13 protein-coding genes and 1 tRNA gene are annotated in these 17494 nt (G+C 33.5%); 4 read left to right on the top strand and 10 right to left on the bottom strand.

The features are described from left to right. Positions 1-30: 30 nt before the first annotated feature. Complete coding sequence (locus tag P6733_RS09690) at positions 31-1260, bottom strand: sterol desaturase family protein (protein ID WP_306352661.1); 1230 nt, start codon at positions 1258-1260, stop codon at positions 31-33. Between the two features lie 2 nt (positions 1261-1262). Continuing rightward, complete coding sequence (locus P6733_RS09685; RefSeq protein ID WP_306352660.1) at positions 1263-2012, bottom strand: alpha/beta fold hydrolase; 750 nt, start codon at positions 2010-2012, stop codon at positions 1263-1265. Positions 2013-2320: 308 nt separating this feature from the next. Here P6733_RS09685 and P6733_RS09680 point away from each other — a divergent pair, with 308 nt between their 5' ends. Then, the gene (locus P6733_RS09680; RefSeq protein ID WP_306352659.1) at positions 2321-3355 is read left to right on the top strand and encodes a M28 family metallopeptidase; all 1035 of its coding nucleotides are present in this window, start codon (positions 2321-2323) and stop codon (positions 3353-3355) included. A 161-nt stretch (positions 3356-3516) separates the two neighbouring features. On the opposite strand, the gene P6733_RS09675 is transcribed toward P6733_RS09680, so the two are convergent. The 4 genes from P6733_RS09675 to P6733_RS09660 all read right to left on the bottom strand — a co-directional run bounded on the left by P6733_RS09675 (position 3517) and on the right by P6733_RS09660 (position 5878). Next, a tRNA-His gene (locus P6733_RS09675) sits at positions 3517-3590 on the bottom strand. A 68-nt stretch (positions 3591-3658) separates the two neighbouring features. Then, positions 3659-4375, bottom strand: a complete 717-nt coding sequence (gene bshB1 / locus P6733_RS09670; protein ID WP_306352814.1) for a bacillithiol biosynthesis deacetylase BshB1 — start codon at positions 4373-4375, stop codon at positions 3659-3661. Positions 4376-4378: 3 nt separating this feature from the next. After that, entirely contained in the window at positions 4379-5446 is a 1068-nt protein-coding gene (locus P6733_RS09665; protein ID WP_306352658.1) for an isochorismate synthase, read from the bottom strand. Between the two features lie 6 nt (positions 5447-5452). Next, positions 5453-5878 (bottom strand): PaaI family thioesterase, encoded by a 426-nt coding sequence (locus tag P6733_RS09660; RefSeq protein WP_306352657.1) that lies wholly within the window; start codon positions 5876-5878, stop codon positions 5453-5455. A gap of 273 nt (positions 5879-6151) precedes the next feature. Between P6733_RS09660 and P6733_RS09655 the strand changes: the two genes are divergently transcribed. The 3 genes from P6733_RS09655 (at position 6152) to P6733_RS09645 (ending at position 12660) form a co-directional block, all read left to right on the top strand. Then, on the top strand, positions 6152-7702 hold the full coding sequence (locus P6733_RS09655; protein ID WP_306352656.1) for a hypothetical protein: 1551 nt from the start codon (positions 6152-6154) through the stop codon (positions 7700-7702). A 109-nt stretch (positions 7703-7811) separates the two neighbouring features. Further along, the gene (gene purL / locus P6733_RS09650) at positions 7812-11471 is read left to right on the top strand and encodes a phosphoribosylformylglycinamidine synthase (protein ID WP_372339298.1); all 3660 of its coding nucleotides are present in this window, start codon (positions 7812-7814) and stop codon (positions 11469-11471) included. 265 nt (positions 11472-11736) lie between these two features. Further along, positions 11737-12660: an AraC family transcriptional regulator gene (locus P6733_RS09645; RefSeq protein WP_306352655.1), complete on the top strand. Its 924-nt coding sequence runs from the start codon at positions 11737-11739 to the stop codon at positions 12658-12660. Here P6733_RS09645 and P6733_RS09640 read toward each other — a convergent pair. The 4 genes from P6733_RS09640 to P6733_RS09625 form a co-directional block, all read right to left on the bottom strand. Then, the gene (locus P6733_RS09640) at positions 12657-13031 is read right to left on the bottom strand and encodes a DUF779 domain-containing protein (protein WP_306352654.1); all 375 of its coding nucleotides are present in this window, start codon (positions 13029-13031) and stop codon (positions 12657-12659) included. The two genes, P6733_RS09645 and P6733_RS09640, sit on opposite strands and share 4 nt — an antisense overlap. Before the next feature lie 73 nt (positions 13032-13104). Further along, positions 13105-14610, bottom strand: a complete 1506-nt coding sequence (locus tag P6733_RS09635; RefSeq protein ID WP_306352653.1) for an aldehyde dehydrogenase family protein — start codon at positions 14608-14610, stop codon at positions 13105-13107. 195 nt (positions 14611-14805) lie between these two features. Continuing rightward, on the bottom strand, positions 14806-15402 hold the full coding sequence (locus P6733_RS09630; protein WP_306352652.1) for a dual specificity protein phosphatase family protein: 597 nt from the start codon (positions 15400-15402) through the stop codon (positions 14806-14808). A 159-nt stretch (positions 15403-15561) separates the two neighbouring features. Beyond that, a complete protein-coding gene (locus P6733_RS09625) occupies positions 15562-17487 on the bottom strand; it encodes an LTA synthase family protein (protein ID WP_306352651.1) in 1926 nt (641 codons plus the stop codon). Positions 17488-17494 lie beyond the last annotated feature (7 nt).

The following is a 17494-nucleotide window of genomic DNA, read 5'->3' as shown; positions in this document are numbered from 1 at the left end:
AAGAATAAATAGTAATTGGGGTTCAAACTATTAAGAATTATTTGCTGGTATTGTTGTATAAATATATTGAATATATCTTTTGCTTAAAGAAAAAGTATCTTCCAAAATAATAATTACTATTACTGGAATAAAAATAAACTCCAAGGCATTATAAAAGTATAATCCGTAAGCAATAATCAACAATAGTCTAGAATATTCTAAGTAATATATCCATTTTCGTTGTTCTAACAAAGCGCCACAATTAATAAGCGTTAGCATTAATACTGCAACAATACAAGCTTTTTCTACCATTGTAAAGTGTACAAAATAAAGTGTAAACAGTGTCAAAATAATAATGCTTACCGCTATTTGAATATTCAGATAGTTTTTAAAATGTAATCCTTGTGGTAATTTTGACTTGTCTTGCAAAAAACGTTTCTCTAGAATGGGTCTAATCTCTTGATCGAGTACAGCAGGACTCCCAAAAATAATTTTCAATTTATTTTCAAAGCCTTTCGTTTGCCTACATGCCTCAATAATTTCAAGATAATAATGAAAATGTTGCCATAAAAAGCTATGACTTTTTAATGGATGAGTCAATCCATAATGCGGAGCTTCTTCTTCTTTCTGAAATGTTCCAAACATTTTATCCCAAAAGACAAAAACATCTCCATAATTCTTGTCTAAATATTTTTCATCCGAAGCATGATGAATGCCATGCAAAGAAGGAGTAATCAATACATATTCCAACCAGCCTATTCGTTTAACTAGTTGTGTATGGGTAAAAAAGGAATAAGCTCCATGTACTACTAATATGGTAATTACCATCGTCGGATTAAATCCTAAAAATGGAAGTACACACCAAAATACATTCCGAATTAAAGCTTGAAAGGTGGTAATTCGTGCCGAAACCGTTAAATTAAACTCTTCACTTTGATGGTGAACAATATGTGCTGCCCAGAAAAAATTCACTTCATGCCCCAAACGATGGTACCAATACCATACAAAATCGGTAACCAATAATGAAAACACCCAGATTATCCACGTATTTGGAATTGTAAACAGTGCATAATTATCATAGATCCAACAATACAATTCATAAAAACTGGCTGCAATAAACAAATTCAATAATCGCTCCGCTATTCCAATCGTAATATTTGAAATCGAGCTTTCATATTTAAATACTGAGGTTTTCTTTTTACGAGTTGCCCACAAAAACTCCAGGTATAAAAACAAGAAGAATGCAGGCATTGCAAAAGCAATGTAATGTGCTGTATTCATAATTATTGCTTTAGAAAGTCGGATACATATTCATTAAAAAGTTCTGGTTGTTCCATCATTGGCACATGCCCACATTGATTCAACAGATGTAACTTAGCATGCGGTAATAAAAAATAAAACTCATGCGCCACATCAGGAGGAGTTACAATGTCTTGTAATCCCCAAATTAATAGCACTGGAATGGTTATTTTATGCAAATGCTTTTTTAAATTCTGACGTTGTGCATCTTTTGCTAATCCGATTACCGCTATAGCTTTTACACTACTTTGTACTATACTATAAACAGATTCCACAACCTCATCACTGACAACTTCTTTTCGATCAAATACATCTTCAACTTTTTGACGGATATAGCTATAGTCTTTTATGCGTGGAAATGATCCTCCAAAAGAATTTTCATATAAACCTGAACTTCCTGCCAATACTAATTTCCCTACTTTATTAGGATGTTTTAAAGCATACAGTAATGCCACATGACCTCCCAATGAATTTCCAATCAAAACAGGTTTGAAAATTTTATGCTCCTCAATATAGGCTTCTAAAAAGGTAACTAATCGATCTAAACGACTTGTCCCAACAAAGGGTTTAAACAAAGGCAATTCTGGCGTAAACAACCTGTATTCTTCCGAAAATTCTTGCTGTACAGCTTTCCAATTACTCAAGCTCCCAAAGAGACCATGTAAAAGTATCACGTCTTTGAACTCCGTGTTTGGAGGCATCGATTTTTGCTCTTTTATTGTTGATGTAGGCATATATTATTATTTTTATGGTATTACTAGTCTAACCTCCTGCTCTCTATAATTACAGTCTATTTTCTTACTGTATGAAACAAAAATAATAAATAAAAATCAATACTCTATAAATTCGATAGACTATATATATTAATAACAGAAATCTATTTATTAAATCATTCTTAGAATACCTCAAAAAAGATTATCTATATTATTGAAATATCAGTAAAACACCATTATTAATTCACAAAGAATAATTTTATAGCATAAAACTATTCATATAGTAATAATACCTATTTTAGTACGGTGATTATAAAAACAAATTTTAAATGAAAAAAGCATTCATTCTAGCTGTTAGTATTACTCTTCTTTCTTGTGGTGGAATTAAAACTTCAACACCGCATCATAAAGATTATGCCAAAGCAGATGTTAAAAAATACATGGAAACTATTACGGCTCCAGAATTAAGTAAACATCTTTACATCGTTGCATCGGATGAAATGGAAGGCCGGGATACCGGAACTCCAGGACAAAAGAAAGCGGGAGAATACTTGATTAATGAATACAAAAAAATAGGCATGTCTTTCCCAAAAGGAGCGGATAGTTTTTATCAAAAAGTACCTGCCGAATATATGGCTAGAGCCTTTAGCCCAAAACTAAATGATTCTGAAAATATATGGGCCTTCATTGAAGGTTCTGAAAAACCAGATGAAATACTTGTAATTTCGGCACATTATGATCATGTGGGAATGAAAAATGGACAAGTATATAATGGTGCTGATGATGATGGATCGGGTACAGTTGCTTTATTAGAAATCGCAAATGCTTTCATGCAAGCTAAGAAAGATGGTTATGGACCTAAACGTTCCATATTATTCTTACATGTAACTGGTGAAGAACATGGCTTACATGGTTCACGCTACTATTCTGAACATCCGCTTTTCCCAATCGCAAATACAATTACAGATTTAAATATCGATATGATTGGTCGTCGTGATCCAAAGCACAAAGATGATCCTAATTATATTTATTTAATTGGTTCAGATCGTTTGAGTAGCGATTTACATACAATTTCTGAGGACGCAAACAAAAAATATGTGAATCTAGAACTAGACTATAAATACAACGATAAAAATGATCCCGAAAGAATATACTTCCGTTCTGATCATTACAATTTCGCGAGTAAAGGAATTCCATCTTTATTCTATTTTAATGGAGTACATGAGGATTACCACTTACCTGGCGATACACCAGACAAAATTGAATATGATGTTTTAAAGAAACGTGCCCAATTAGTATTTGTTACAGCATGGGAACTTGCCAATAGAGCAGAAAGACCTGTTGTAGACAAGTCAGGCGAGTAATTTCTACATTCTCGTTAATCATTGAGCCCCTAGTATTCTAGAATACTAGGGGCTCAAGATTTTATATCATCACAGGAATTGTATTTTTTTAGCATGGGAAATACATTTCTAAAAATTATAAACAAAAAAAGCCTTGAATTTCTTCAAGGCTTTTTAATCTGGGTGGATGACCGGGTTCGAACCGGCGACCCTCGGTACCACAAACCGATGCTCTAACCAGCTGAGCTACAACCACCATTTATCTGCTTAGCGGTTGCAAATATAAGGCAAAACTTTTCTTTTCCAAATAAAAAATTAAAAAATTTACATCAAATTTTCTAAACTATTGACTGCCAAATATCTTTCGGTTGTAAAACCTTCTCCATAATCGGTTCCAATGAGTCTTCCGAGGTCTTGAGACCTGTAATTTATACTATCTAAGAAGTTTTTTGTAGCAATTGGAGTGACTGGTTCATTCGTATTTGGATTATAAAACTGTGAACTATATGCCATAATTGCTTCTACTTTTTTATCTACAAAACCTGTTACGTCCACAACGAAGTCTGGCTCTATGTTTTTCCATTGAATATAATGGTAAACTACCTTTGGTCTCCAAGCTTCTTGCACCACTCCATCAAGGGTAGTTTCGATCTTAATTAAACCGGACAAAAAACAAGCATCCGAGACTAGCTTACTTCCTTTTCCATGGTCAATATGTCGATCATCGATTGCATTACAGATTACAATTTCTGGACGGTATTTACGAATCATCTTCATTACTTCCAGTTGGTGTTTTTCATCATTAACAAAAAAACCATCTCTAAAGCGTAGATTTTCACGTATTAAAATCCCTAATATTTTTGCAGCAGCAGCAGCTTCTTGGTCTCTAATTTCTGCTGATCCTCGAGTTCCTAATTCACCTCGTGTTAAATCTACTATCCCTATTTTTTTCCCTAAAGAAACTTCTTTGGCTAATGTTGCACCACAACCTAATTCGATATCATCCGGATGGGCTCCAAAAGCTAATATGTCTAATTTCATCATTTAGTTTATAATTTTTTTCATTATCATTGATTTATTAACCGTCTCAATCCACTCTTTCTCTGGCACACTTCCTTTATTAATTCCGCCTCCAATAAATAAAGTTGCCTGACTATCTTTAATACTCATGCATCGTAGATTCACGTATAAATCTGTATTGTTTTTTCCATTCCCAAAACATTTATTAAGCTCTCCTAAAAATCCAGTATAAAAAGTTCTATCATAACCTTCATGCTCTAGTATAAAATCTTTAGCAATAATTTTAGGCAATCCACATACTGCTGGTGTAGGATGTAAAATATCTAAAACTTGCTTCAATGAAAAACTAGGGTTTAAAGTGCCTCGTATATCTGTTTTTAGGTGTAATAAACTACCCGCTCTGGTGGTATAAGGGCTAGAGACTAATATTTCGGTTGTAACTCCCTTTAAATTATCTAAAATAAAATCGGTTACAAATTGTTGTTCTTCTTTTTCTTTATTTTCCCAGAGGACTTCCTCTGTATCACGGTACTTCTGTGTCCCTGCTAAAGCAACTGTTTTAAAGTGATCTCCTTTTGCTTTGAGTAATTGTTCTGGTGTTGCTCCCATCCACAATCCAACTTTAGGATGAAACCAACAGTAGGTAAATGCGGACGCATAGGAATTTAGTAATTTTTCGAAAAGCTGAATTAGATCAAAGTCTGGAATATCAACTAATTCTTTACGTGATAATACTACTTTATTGAAAAAACCACCTTCAATATCTTTTATCGCTTTACTGACCAAAGCTTCAAAAGCATTTTTAGCGCCTTCATTTTGTGTCTTTTCAACCGAACTCTTATCGAGCTTTGAATTGTTCTTTTTGAACTTTTCAATAATAACTTCAGATTTATCAGCTGGTATCAGTATCGGACTTGTATTGCTGTCAAATGCTGCCATAATAAATCCGGCTTCATTAAAACTTTTTGCATAATACAGATGGTCATTTTCCTGAAAAATCCCAATAATCTTTTTATTATTCGGCTTATTATAAATCACAAAGGGCAAATTTTGCTCATATTGTGTGATTACTTTGGAATATAAATCAATCATATTCTTTTATTTTTTTCGTGGTAAGACCATATTAGTCAGTTTGCATAGTGATATTAAATTATCACTTTCATCCGTAACTCTTATTTCCCACAAATGGATTGATTTCCCTTTATGAATAATTCGAGCAGTTCCGTAAACTATACCTTCTCTAATGCTTTTTAAATGGTTAGCCGAAATTTCAATTCCTCTAACTTCTTCTTCCTGTTGATTAATAAACATGATGGAAGCAGCACTACCTACACTTTCTGCCAATGCTACTGTAGCACCTCCATGTAATAAACCTAATGGCTGATGCACTCTTGAATTTACTGGCATTTTTGCCACTAAAAAATCAACTCCTGCATCTATATATTCTATTTCTAAAGTTTCCATTAATGTATTCTTAGAATACTGGTTGCAATAGGCTAAAACTTTTTCTTTATCGAATGACATATAATTCACATTTTAAGATCGTAAATTTACAAAATTGGATTGATAAGTACCGAAAAGTGACCCGTATAAAACATCAAAAAAGGTCCAAAACGAGAGAGTTTAACCTATTCTTAACGTTCTGTCAACTTCCTTTAAAAATATAAAAAAGACATTAGTTTTCTGAATTCATCATCAATTCTATTGTAAATCATTCAATAATTCTATTTTTACATTTTTATAATTGGCTATATTGAAATTAGAATTTTATTACATTTACAAAAATATCAATCACACATGCGTCATTTACTTTTTATAGTTTGTATCGGAATACTAGTATGTTTCACTTCTTGTAGAGATGATTTTAAATTTGAACCAAGCTCGGGGCAATTAGAATTTTCAAAAGACACTGTATATCTTGATACGGTCTTCACTAATATTGGATCTAGTACTTACACTTTAAAAGTATATAACCACAGCAACAAAGACATCAATATTCCATCATTGCGTTTGGGCGAAGGTGAAAACTCAAAATACCGTTTAATGGTAGATGGTATGCCAGGTAAAGTTTTTAATAATGTTGAATTACTGGCAAAAGACAGTTTGTTTATTTTTATTGAAACAACCATTAATTATAGTGAATATACAAATCCACAGAGTAATTATTTATATACTGATAAAATAGAATTTGATAGTGGCAGCAATTACCAGAAAGTTGACTTGGTTACCTTGGTACAAGATGCTATTTTTCTATATCCACAAAAATACCCTGATGGTACAATTGAAACTTTACCGATAGGAGATGGTTCAACACAAATTCAAGGTTTTTATTTAGATGATGACGAATTGGACTGGAATCGTCAGAAACCTTATGTGATATATGGTTATGCGGGTGTAAAATCTGGCAAAACCTTAAACATTGGTGCAGGATCACGTATCCATTTTCATGCTAATTCAGGTATTATCGTAGCTAACAATGCTTCTTTAAAAGTAAATGGATCACTTTCTCCAGAGGATCCAAATCAACCTTTGAAAAACGAAGTGATTTTTGAAGGAGATCGTTTAGAACCTTCTTTTTCAGAAACTCCGGGACAATGGGGAACTATTTGGCTTACGCAAGGAAGTACCGCTAATGTTTTTGATTATGCTACTATCAAAAATGCAACAGTGGGAATCTTAATGGATGCTAATGATGGTACTTCAAATCCAACCTTAACGATTAGAAATACTCAAATTTACAACAGTTCAAATATTGGTCTTTATGCAAAAACAGGGCATGTTGTTGGTGAAAATGTAGTGATTAATAAAGCAGGACAAAGTGCTTTAGTTTGTTCTTTGGGTGGAAAATATCATTTTAAACAATCGACTTTCGCAAATTATTGGTCTACAAGTTTCCGCCAGACACCTACTGTATTAATAGATAATTTCTATACTTTAAATAATCAAATCGTTTCTTTTCCCTTAGAACAAGCTCAATTTGACAACTGTATTATTTATGGTAACAATAATCTTGAATTGGTACTGAGAAAAGACAACTCAACAGCACTATTCAATTATCAATTCAATAATTGTTTGATTCGATTTAATGACTTTAGTGGTCAATTTGCTACTAATCTATTGTATAAATTCGATACTGATCCTGCACATTACAACAACTGTTTAATCAGTAAAACAGGGAATGTATTGGATCCTAATTTCTTAAATGCAGCAAAAAACAAGTTAATTATTGGTAATAATTCAGCGGCAAATGGAAAAGGAGCAAATGGTATAGGTGTACCTTTGGATATCAGAGGAGTTACCCGTACATCCCCTCCAGATTTAGGAGCGTATCAACATGTTACTTTTTAATCGAAAAGAATATTTTATTTATTTTTAAATTATCAATTTGAGAGATTATCAAATTAGATTTTTTTAAACTAAATTTGCATACACAAAACAACACAAACTACACATTACAATGATTCATTTCTTTGGAAACCAAAGCAACACCGTCTTTGCAGTTCAAATGCAAAAAGAGCTTTCGGCTCAAGACGTTTCAAAATTAAACTGGCTTTTTGGCGACACACATAAAATAGAAAAATCCGTCTTAGCGGATTTTTTTGTTGGACCACGTGCCGCAATGATTACTCCTTGGAGTACGAATGCTGTGGAGATTACTCAAAATATGGGCATCGAAGGAATTGTTCGTATTGAGGAATTTCAAAAAGTAGCAACTGACTTTACTGATTTCGACCCTATGCTTTCTCAAAAATTCAAAGCATTGGATCAGGAACTTTTTACAATCGATATTCAGCCCGAAGCAATTCTTGAGATCGAAGATATTAAGGCCTATAATGAAAAAGAAGGTTTAGCATTAAGTCAGGAAGAAGTTGATTATTTAAACAATCTTTCTACAAAATTAAACCGTAAGTTAACGGATTCAGAGGTTTTTGGATTTTCACAAGTAAATTCAGAACACTGTCGTCATAAGATTTTCAATGGTACTTTCGTGATTAACGGAGAAGAGAAACCTTCTTCCCTATTCAAATTAATCCGAAAAACATCTTCTGAAAATCCAAATACTATTGTTTCGGCTTATAAAGATAACGTTGCGTTTGTTAAAGGACCACGTGTACAACAATTTGCACCTAAAAGTGCTGATAAGCCTGATTTTTATACTATTAAAGATTTTGATTCTGTGATCTCTTTAAAAGCAGAAACACACAACTTCCCTACTACAGTTGAACCTTTTAATGGTGCTGCAACTGGATCTGGTGGAGAAATTAGAGATCGTCTTGCAGGTGGACAAGGTTCTTTACCACTTGCGGGTACTGCTGTTTATATGACTTCTTATTCTCGCTTGGAAGAAAATCGTCCATGGGAAAAAGGAATGCATGAAAGAAAATGGCTTTATCAAACGCCAATGGATATCCTAATCAAAGCTTCAAATGGGGCTTCTGATTTTGGTAATAAATTTGGTCAACCTTTAATTACGGGTTCTGTTCTAACATTTGAACATGAAGAGGACGCCAGAAAACTTGGTTTTGATAAAGTAATTATGCTTGCTGGTGGTATTGGATATGGTAAGGAAGAGCAATCGATAAAACAAAAACCACAAGTAGGTGACAAAATTGTTATTCTAGGGGGTGAAAATTATAGAATTGGAATGGGTGGTGCAGCAGTTTCCTCTGCTGATACAGGAGCTTTCAGTTCAGGAATCGAGTTGAATGCGATACAGCGTTCGAATCCAGAAATGCAAAAACGTGCTGCTAATGCTATTCGTGGTTTAGTAGAGAGCGATCATAATCCAATTGTATCAATCCATGATCATGGTGCAGGTGGACATTTAAATTGTTTGTCTGAATTAGTGGAAGAAACTGGAGGGAAAATTGATCTTGATAAACTTCCTGTAGGTGACCCTACTCTATCGGCAAAAGAAATTATTGGTAACGAATCGCAGGAAAGAATGGGATTGGTTATCGGTCAAAAAGATATTGATACTTTACAGCGTATTGCTGAGCGTGAACGTTCTCCAATGTACCAAGTAGGTGATGTAACGGGTGATCATCGTTTCACTTTTGAATCAAAAACTACTGGGGCAAAACCTATGGATTTCGCTTTGGAAGATATGTTTGGAAGTTCTCCAAAAGTGGTGATGAACGATAAAACTATTGATCGCAATTATAAGGCATTAGAATACAGTCAAGATAATATTCCTGCTTATTTGGATCAGGTATTACAATTGGAAGCTGTTGCTTCAAAAGACTGGTTAACGAATAAAGTTGATCGTTGTGTAGGTGGGAAAGTTGCCAAACAACAATGCGCAGGTCCATTGCAATTGCCTTTGAATAATTGTGGTGTAATGGCTTTAGATTATGTAGGTAAAGAAGGTATTGCAACTTCTATAGGTCATTCTCCTGTTTCCGCATTAGTTGATCCTGTTGCTGGTAGTAGAAACTCTATTGGTGAGGCATTAACTAATATCATTTGGGCTCCGATAAAGGATGGTTTGAAAGGAATTTCACTTTCTGCAAACTGGATGTGGGCGTGTAAAAATGAGGGCGAAGATGCTCGTTTATACGAAGCTGTACAAGGTTGTTCTGATTTTGCAATTGAATTAGGGATCAATATTCCAACCGGAAAAGATTCTCTTTCCATGAAACAGAAATACCCTAATGAAGAAGTTATTGCTCCAGGAACTGTTATTATTTCTGCAGGTGGTAATTGTAATGATATCCGAAAAGTAGTTGAGCCTGTTTTACAAAAGAACGGCGGTAAAATTTACTACATTAATCTTTCTGAAGATGGATTTAAATTAGGTGGATCTTCTTTTGCGCAAGTTTTGAATAAAATTGGAAATGAAGTTCCAACGATAAAAAATGCAGCGCAATTCAAAAATACATTCAATGTAATTCAGGATTTAATCCAACAAAATAAAATTCAAGCGGGTCATGATATTGGTAGTGGTGGTTTAATCACAACCTTATTAGAGATGTGTTTTGCAGATGTAAACTTAGGTGCTGCTTATGACTTAAGTTCATTGAATGAAAACGATACGGTTAAAGTATTATTCTCAGAAAACATTGGTATTGTATTCCAAGCGGATGCTTCTGTAGAAAGTATTTTATCACAACATAATATTACTTTCCACACTATCGGTAAGGTAGTTGCTGGTAATACAGTAACGATTGCAAATGGAACTCAAAACCTTTCTTTTGATGTTACAAAAACAAGAGATACTTGGTTCAAAACTTCATTCTTATTGGATCAAAAACAAAGTGGAAAAGTAAAAGCGCAAGAGCGTTTTGATAATTACAAAAATCAGCCTTTAAACTATACTTTCCCAGCTCATTTTGATGGTAAAAAGCCAGTAATTGATGGCTCTAAACCAAGACCAAAAGCAGCTATCTTAAGAGAGAAAGGAAGTAATTCTGAAAGAGAAATGGCAAACGCTATGTACTTGGCAGGATTTGATGTTAAAGATGTTCACATGACAGATTTAATCTCTGGTCGTGAAACTTTAGAAGATATTCAATTTATCGGTGCTGTTGGAGGTTTCTCTAACTCAGATGTATTGGGTTCTGCTAAAGGATGGGCGGGAGCATTCTTATACAATGAGAAAGCAAAAGCTGCTTTGGACAATTTCTTTAAAAGAGAAGATACATTATCAGTAGGTATTTGTAATGGATGTCAGTTATTTGTGGAGCTAGGTTTAATTAATCCTGATCATACTAACAAACCTAAAATGTTACATAATGATTCTCAAAAACATGAAAGTATCTTTACTTCAGTTACTGTACAGGAAAACAACTCTGTAATGTTGTCTTCTTTAGCAGGAAGTACTCTAGGGGTTTGGGTATCACATGGTGAGGGTAAATTCAAATTACCATATAGTGAGGATCAATATCAAATAGTAGCAAAATATGCTTACGAAGGTTATCCTGCTAATCCAAATGGATCAGATTACAATACAGCAATGATGACTAGTAAAGATGGTCGCCATTTAGTAATGATGCCACATATTGAGCGCTCTGCATTCCAATGGAACTGGGCACATTATAAATCCGATCGTAATGATGAAGTGTCTCCTTGGATTGAAGGTTTCGTAAATGCTAGAAAATGGTTGGAAACCAAATAAAATAAATAGTACACAGAACATCAGTTCCCTTATATAATCCTCTTGATTTTTTCAAGAGGATTTTTTTATACCATTTAAGAGCCTAAAAACCTAAAGTATCTTGTTTCTTATTACTACTCCGCAAATGGTAAGCTTGATTTATTAAAATCCATCTTGTTAAAATCCTATTTTCCAAAAAAAATAAATTGTATTTTTAGATTTCAATTCAAAATGGCACTCTATTTTTTATTGTTCATTCAATCTAATTTTCATCATTGTTATAGGTATGGCTACACATGGAATTATTCTAGACACTCCCAAATTATCGGCTGAAAAGTCGTTAAAGACTTTAGTTGAGAATCGTACGATACATTCTTTAAATCATTGTGAGCTCAATCTTTTTGAAACCTATAAAAAGGCTTCTTTGGTTCCTTTAAAATTCAATGATTTGGTCGTTACTAGTATGCTTCGTGGAAAAAAAAGAATGCATATTTATGAAGATGAATTTGATTATTTACCTGGTCAAACTGTTATTATTCCTGCTCATACTGAAATGAGAATTGATTTTCCAGAAGCAACTTTTCAAAACCCTACTCAATGTTTAGCGCTCACTATTGATCATACTAAGATTAATGAAATTTTGAATTTTTTGAATGAAAAATATCCGAAGGAAGGGCATTCTAACTTTTGGCAATTGACTTCTGATAATTATTTTTTTTATAATAATAGAGAACTTGCCACTACAATCAATAAGTTGATTTCGGTTTGTATGAGTACTTCTATTACCAAAGATGCGATTGCTGATTTAACCTTACAGGAGTTGCTGATTCAGATTATTCAAATTCAGAGTGTCAATGCAATTCATAAGAATCCAGCTTCTAATTCGAATAACTTAATTTATCCCGTTATCTCCTTCATCAGAGCTAATCTTACGAGCAATTTGAGCATGAAAAAACTCATGGATATTACCAGTATGAGTAAGGCTTCTTTTTATCGTTTCTTTAAAAAAGAGCTTGGAATCAGCCCTGTAGAATTTGTATTGCAAGAAAAAATAAAATATGCCAAACAACTTCTTACGGAACCTAATATTCAGATTAATCAGGTAAGTTATGAGTCTGGTTTTGATGATTGTAACTATTTCATCCGCATGTTTAAAAAACACGAAGGCATTACTCCAAAGCAGTATCAAAAATTGTGTATTGTAAATTAAGCCCCGAATTCAGTAGGAGTTAAGTTTTTAGCTTCTTCTTCTGTGTATAGTCTTGAATGTATAAAGAATCCAACATCTAAGGTACTTTCTAAAGAAAAACTAGCACCGCGTCCGTGGGTAACATCTACTGTGAGTTGGGTATGTTTCCAATATTCAAATTGATCTGAAGCCATGTAGAATTTACATCCCTCAATTTCGCCTAAACAAACATCATTATCGCCTACCAAAAAACCGCCTTCTTCAAAACACATCGGATAGGATCCTTCACAGCATCCACCACTCTGATGGAACATCAAAGTACCGTATTCTTTTTTCAATTGCTCTATTATGGTTATTGCGGCTTCTGTTGCCACTACTCTTTTTACTATCATGGGAATTATCTTTAGAAATAATAATCCCCCAACGAGACATTACACTGTTGAGGGATTTGGTTTACAGAACAGACTAAAAGAAACCTAACTTCTTTTTATCATAAGAAATTAGCATATTCTTTGTACTACGGTAATGATCTAACATCATTTTGTGGTTTTCTCTACCAAAACCTGATTTTTTATAACCACCAAAGGGAGCATGTGCAGGATAAGAGTGGTATTGGTTTACCCAAACACGTCCTGCTTTTATAGCACGAGGTACTTGATATAACTCATGGGCATCACGTGTCCATACACCTGCTCCAAGACCATATAACGTATCATTGGCGATTTCTATAGCTTCTTCAACCGTTTTGAAAGTCGTTACACAAACTACGGGTCCAAAAATTTCTTCTTGGAAGACGCGCATCTTGTTATGTCCTTTCAAAATTGTAGGTTCAATGTAGTATCCTGATTCTAAATCTCCTTCTAGTCGATTCACTTCTCCTCCAGTAAGTACTTCTGCTCCTTCTTCTTTTCCTATTTTTATATAGGATAAGATTTTTTGGTATTGTTCATTTGAAGTTTGCGCCCCCATCATGGAGTCTTTATCTAACGGATTTAATGTTTTAATTGCTTTTGTACGTTCAATCACCCGTTTCATGAATTTATCATAAATACTTTCATGAACTAGTAAACGGGAAGGGCATGTACATACTTCTCCTTGATTTAAAGCAAATAATACGGCTCCTTCAATAGCTTTATCAAAGAAATCATCGTCGGCATCGGCTACGGATGGGAAAAATATATTTGGTGATTTTCCTCCTAATTCCATTGTGGATGGAATAATATTCTCTGCTGCATATTGCATGATTAATCGCCCTGAAGTAGTACTTCCTGTAAAGGCTACTTTTGAAATGCGTGGAGATGTAGCTAACGGTTTACCAACTTCAATACCGAATCCATTTACGATATTCAATACTCCCGGAGGAAGAATATCACCAATGATTTCCATCAAACACATAATTGAAATTGGGGTTTGTTCTGCTGGTTTCACTACTGTACAGCAACCTGCGGCTAATGCAGGGGCTATTTTCCATGTGGCCATCAATAAAGGGAAATTCCATGGGATAATTTGCCCTACTACACCTATTGGCTCGTGTAGCGCAATACTAACCGTGTTTTGGTCATGTTCTGCAATTGTTCCTTCATCTCCACGAATAACTCCAGCAAAGTATCTAAAATGATCTACACACAAGGGTAAATCTGCTGCTAGTGTTTCACGGATTGCTTTACCGTTGTCTATTGTTTCTACTGTGGCTAAGTATTCTAAGTTGTCTTCAATAGCTTGTGCTACTTTCAATAATATATTGCTTCTATAGGTCGGTGATGAAACACTCCATGTTTTGAACGCTTCGTGTGCTGCATCTAGAGCAAGCTCTACGTCTTCTTTCGAGGAACGGGCTGCTTTGGTAAATACCTTACCATTAATTGGAGAAATATTATCGAAATAGGCTCCTTTTACAGGTGGAACAAATTTTCCTCCTATAAAATTATCGTATTGTTTTTTGAATTCTGGTTTTTTGGCAATAGTACTCATACCTTATATATTTTTGATTTACTCAAATTTAACCATACTAAAACCAGATGAATAGCACTATAAAATCAAAAAGTAGCACAAATAAAACATCATTGCTACATTTAACATTAATTAACGAATTGACATTCTTATCCAAAAAAATAAGCCCAATGAAAATTCATTGGGCTTATTTTTCCTGTTGTTCTATTGTATATACTACTCTTTAGCTACATCATTTTCTTGACTTTTTCTTTTAATATAACTCTTTAGATATTCTCCTTTCGGTGTTTTATTGTCAAAAGAGCTAAAAGCTACAGCAAAACGAGTTTTTTTACGAGCTTCGTCATTTGTATAGTTTTCATATTCAATTCTATATAATGCAGAATATAATGGTGCTCTACCTGTTCCGTGGTAACAGTGTATTAAAACTGGATAATTGGTTTTATCATCTAATACCTTGAAAAACTTATTTAAATTATCTTGATTTGGAATTTGCTCTGAAGGAATATTATAATAATTTAATCCCTCAATTTTTGCTACTGCATTTTTCTCTGCTTGTATGTCTCCTATTTGTTCAGGATTTAAAATCGTATCGTTTGTACCAGGTTGTCTTAAATCAATAATGGTTTTGATTTTATATTTCGTTACATAATCCTGAATTTCATCAGGTGGTATCACTGCCGATTTGTATACTTTATCTTTTGATATTTCTACAAAATTGTGGTTGAAATGCATCTGGTAAACATACATTCCTACAGAAATAAGTACAATCAAACTTATACCTATTAATGTAAATAGTTTTATTTTTTTCATTTTTTCGTTTTCACCAAAAAAAGACTATTTAAAACTAAATATGGTCATGTTACTTTTAACTAATGGTTGTTGTTACATAAATAAAGTAAACATCTAACAGTGTTAAGGTTATGAAATTGTTTCCTAAAGATCAATTCATCTCATTACCCCTCCATTTTATTATTTTGCATATAATTTTTGATCAATAATTCTCTCAAAATAATCTTGAATGAAAGCTTTACAGGCTTCTTCCATGTCATTCATTTCTTTGTTTCGATGAGCGATTAAGTTCTTTTCCAAGCCTTTATCATTGCGATCATAGAATCCTGTTGCTTTTTTACCATCAAATGCACAGATGTAATTTCCTCTCATAAATTGGTATTCATTACCCGAATAATTCATGGCGTAAGGTTTTACAATGGTATCTCCTACTAAACTTCTTCCCCAGCTTCGTATTGGTCTTTTATAGCCTATCATATCCAATATCGTTGGATAAATATCTATTTGTTGTGCAATTTCATCGCTTGCTCCTTTAAAACTTGTATCTCCAGGTTTGTAGATTAAGATTGGAACAGCATAGTGGTTAATTACTTTTTGGTATTCACTATAATAGGTTTGATTACAATGATCCGCAGTAATAATAAATATTGTATTCTTAAACCATGGTTCTTTTGAAGCAGCTTCAAAGAATCGTTTCATTGCATAATCGGTGTATCCTACACATTTATGAATATCCAAATGTCCTACAGGGAATTTGCCATTATATTTTTCTGGTATCTTATAAGGTTCATGTGACGAGACAGTAAAAATGGTTCCAAAGAATGGTTCTTTCTTTTGATCGAAGGTTTTTTTCATGAATTGAAAAAATGGCTCATCCCAAATTCCCCATACGCCATCAAACTGACTGTCATCATTAAATTCGGTCTTACCATAGTAATGGTCAAATCCTAGAATATTTCCAAATCCTAAGAATCCCATGGATCCATTTGGAGCTCCATGGAAAAAAGAGGTATCATATCCTTCTTCTTTCAACGTTGACACTAAGGATTGTATTTTTTGTTTTGGATAGGGCGATGATGTAAATGCTGTTTTAAAGGATGGTATTCCGGCTAAAACGGATGACATTCCATGTATCGATTTACTTCCATTTGCATAAGCATTGGTATAAATCATGCTATGTTCTGCTAGGGAGTCCAGGAATGGTGTATAACTTACATAATCTGGAATCGTTGTGCCTTTATTGAAAGCTCCACTGTATTCTCGTCCATAACTCTCGGTAATGAACAAAACTATATTTGGTTTTGTAGTTGGGTTGTTATTATAGCTTTTTATTGGATGAAAATTACGTTCTACCACAGCTTCATCTACTAGATGTACTTTCTTAAAATCATTGGTTCCCAATGTTCTAATCATTGCAAAAGGTGTATTTAAAACGATATCTGCATGTATTGTTTTATTCACATAACGGTTTGCATCTAGTAAATTAATGGGACGGGTACTTTTTTTGAAATCGCCTCGAATTCCTCCTACCATTAAGGTAGCGATTAATAAAAAACTTAAAATTGATAATCCAAAGTATCGTAATTTACTAGGATATATTTCTTCATTTACTTTCACCTTTTTATATAAATAAATCCAGAGTGCTGCTACTAAAAAGAAGATTAAGAATACATGCCAATAGTTCTTTAAAAATTGGAAGAATAAAACTGTTTTATTGGTTTCATGTTTCACCACTTCTAAAAAAGCAATTGTAGATCTGGTATAGGTAAATTTATAGTAAATAAAATCTATAAAATTTGTGGCATAGGCCAGTAGATTAAATAGAAAATAGATATAGAATAGAAATTTCTGATATCCAGGTTTTGTATTAATGACCATCGGTATAATGGAGAAAAATACAAATAAAGCATTTACATACAGTATGGCTGTAGTATCGAATACTATTCCATGATAGCATAGAGCCACAAATTCTGAAAAGGAATCTACTTTTAATAATTTGTAATTGTAAAAGAAGAATAATATTCTCGCAATAAAGTAAAAGAAGTATACTAAGAGTAGTCTATAAAATAATGCTTTGAATTCCTGAAAACGAAAAAGTTTATGCATGTAACTT

Source organism: Flavobacterium aerium (assembly GCF_030766725.1).
Classification (GTDB): Bacteria; Bacteroidota; Bacteroidia; order Flavobacteriales; family Flavobacteriaceae; genus Flavobacterium; species Flavobacterium aerium.
This window is presented reverse-complemented; position numbering and strand designations above follow the sequence as displayed.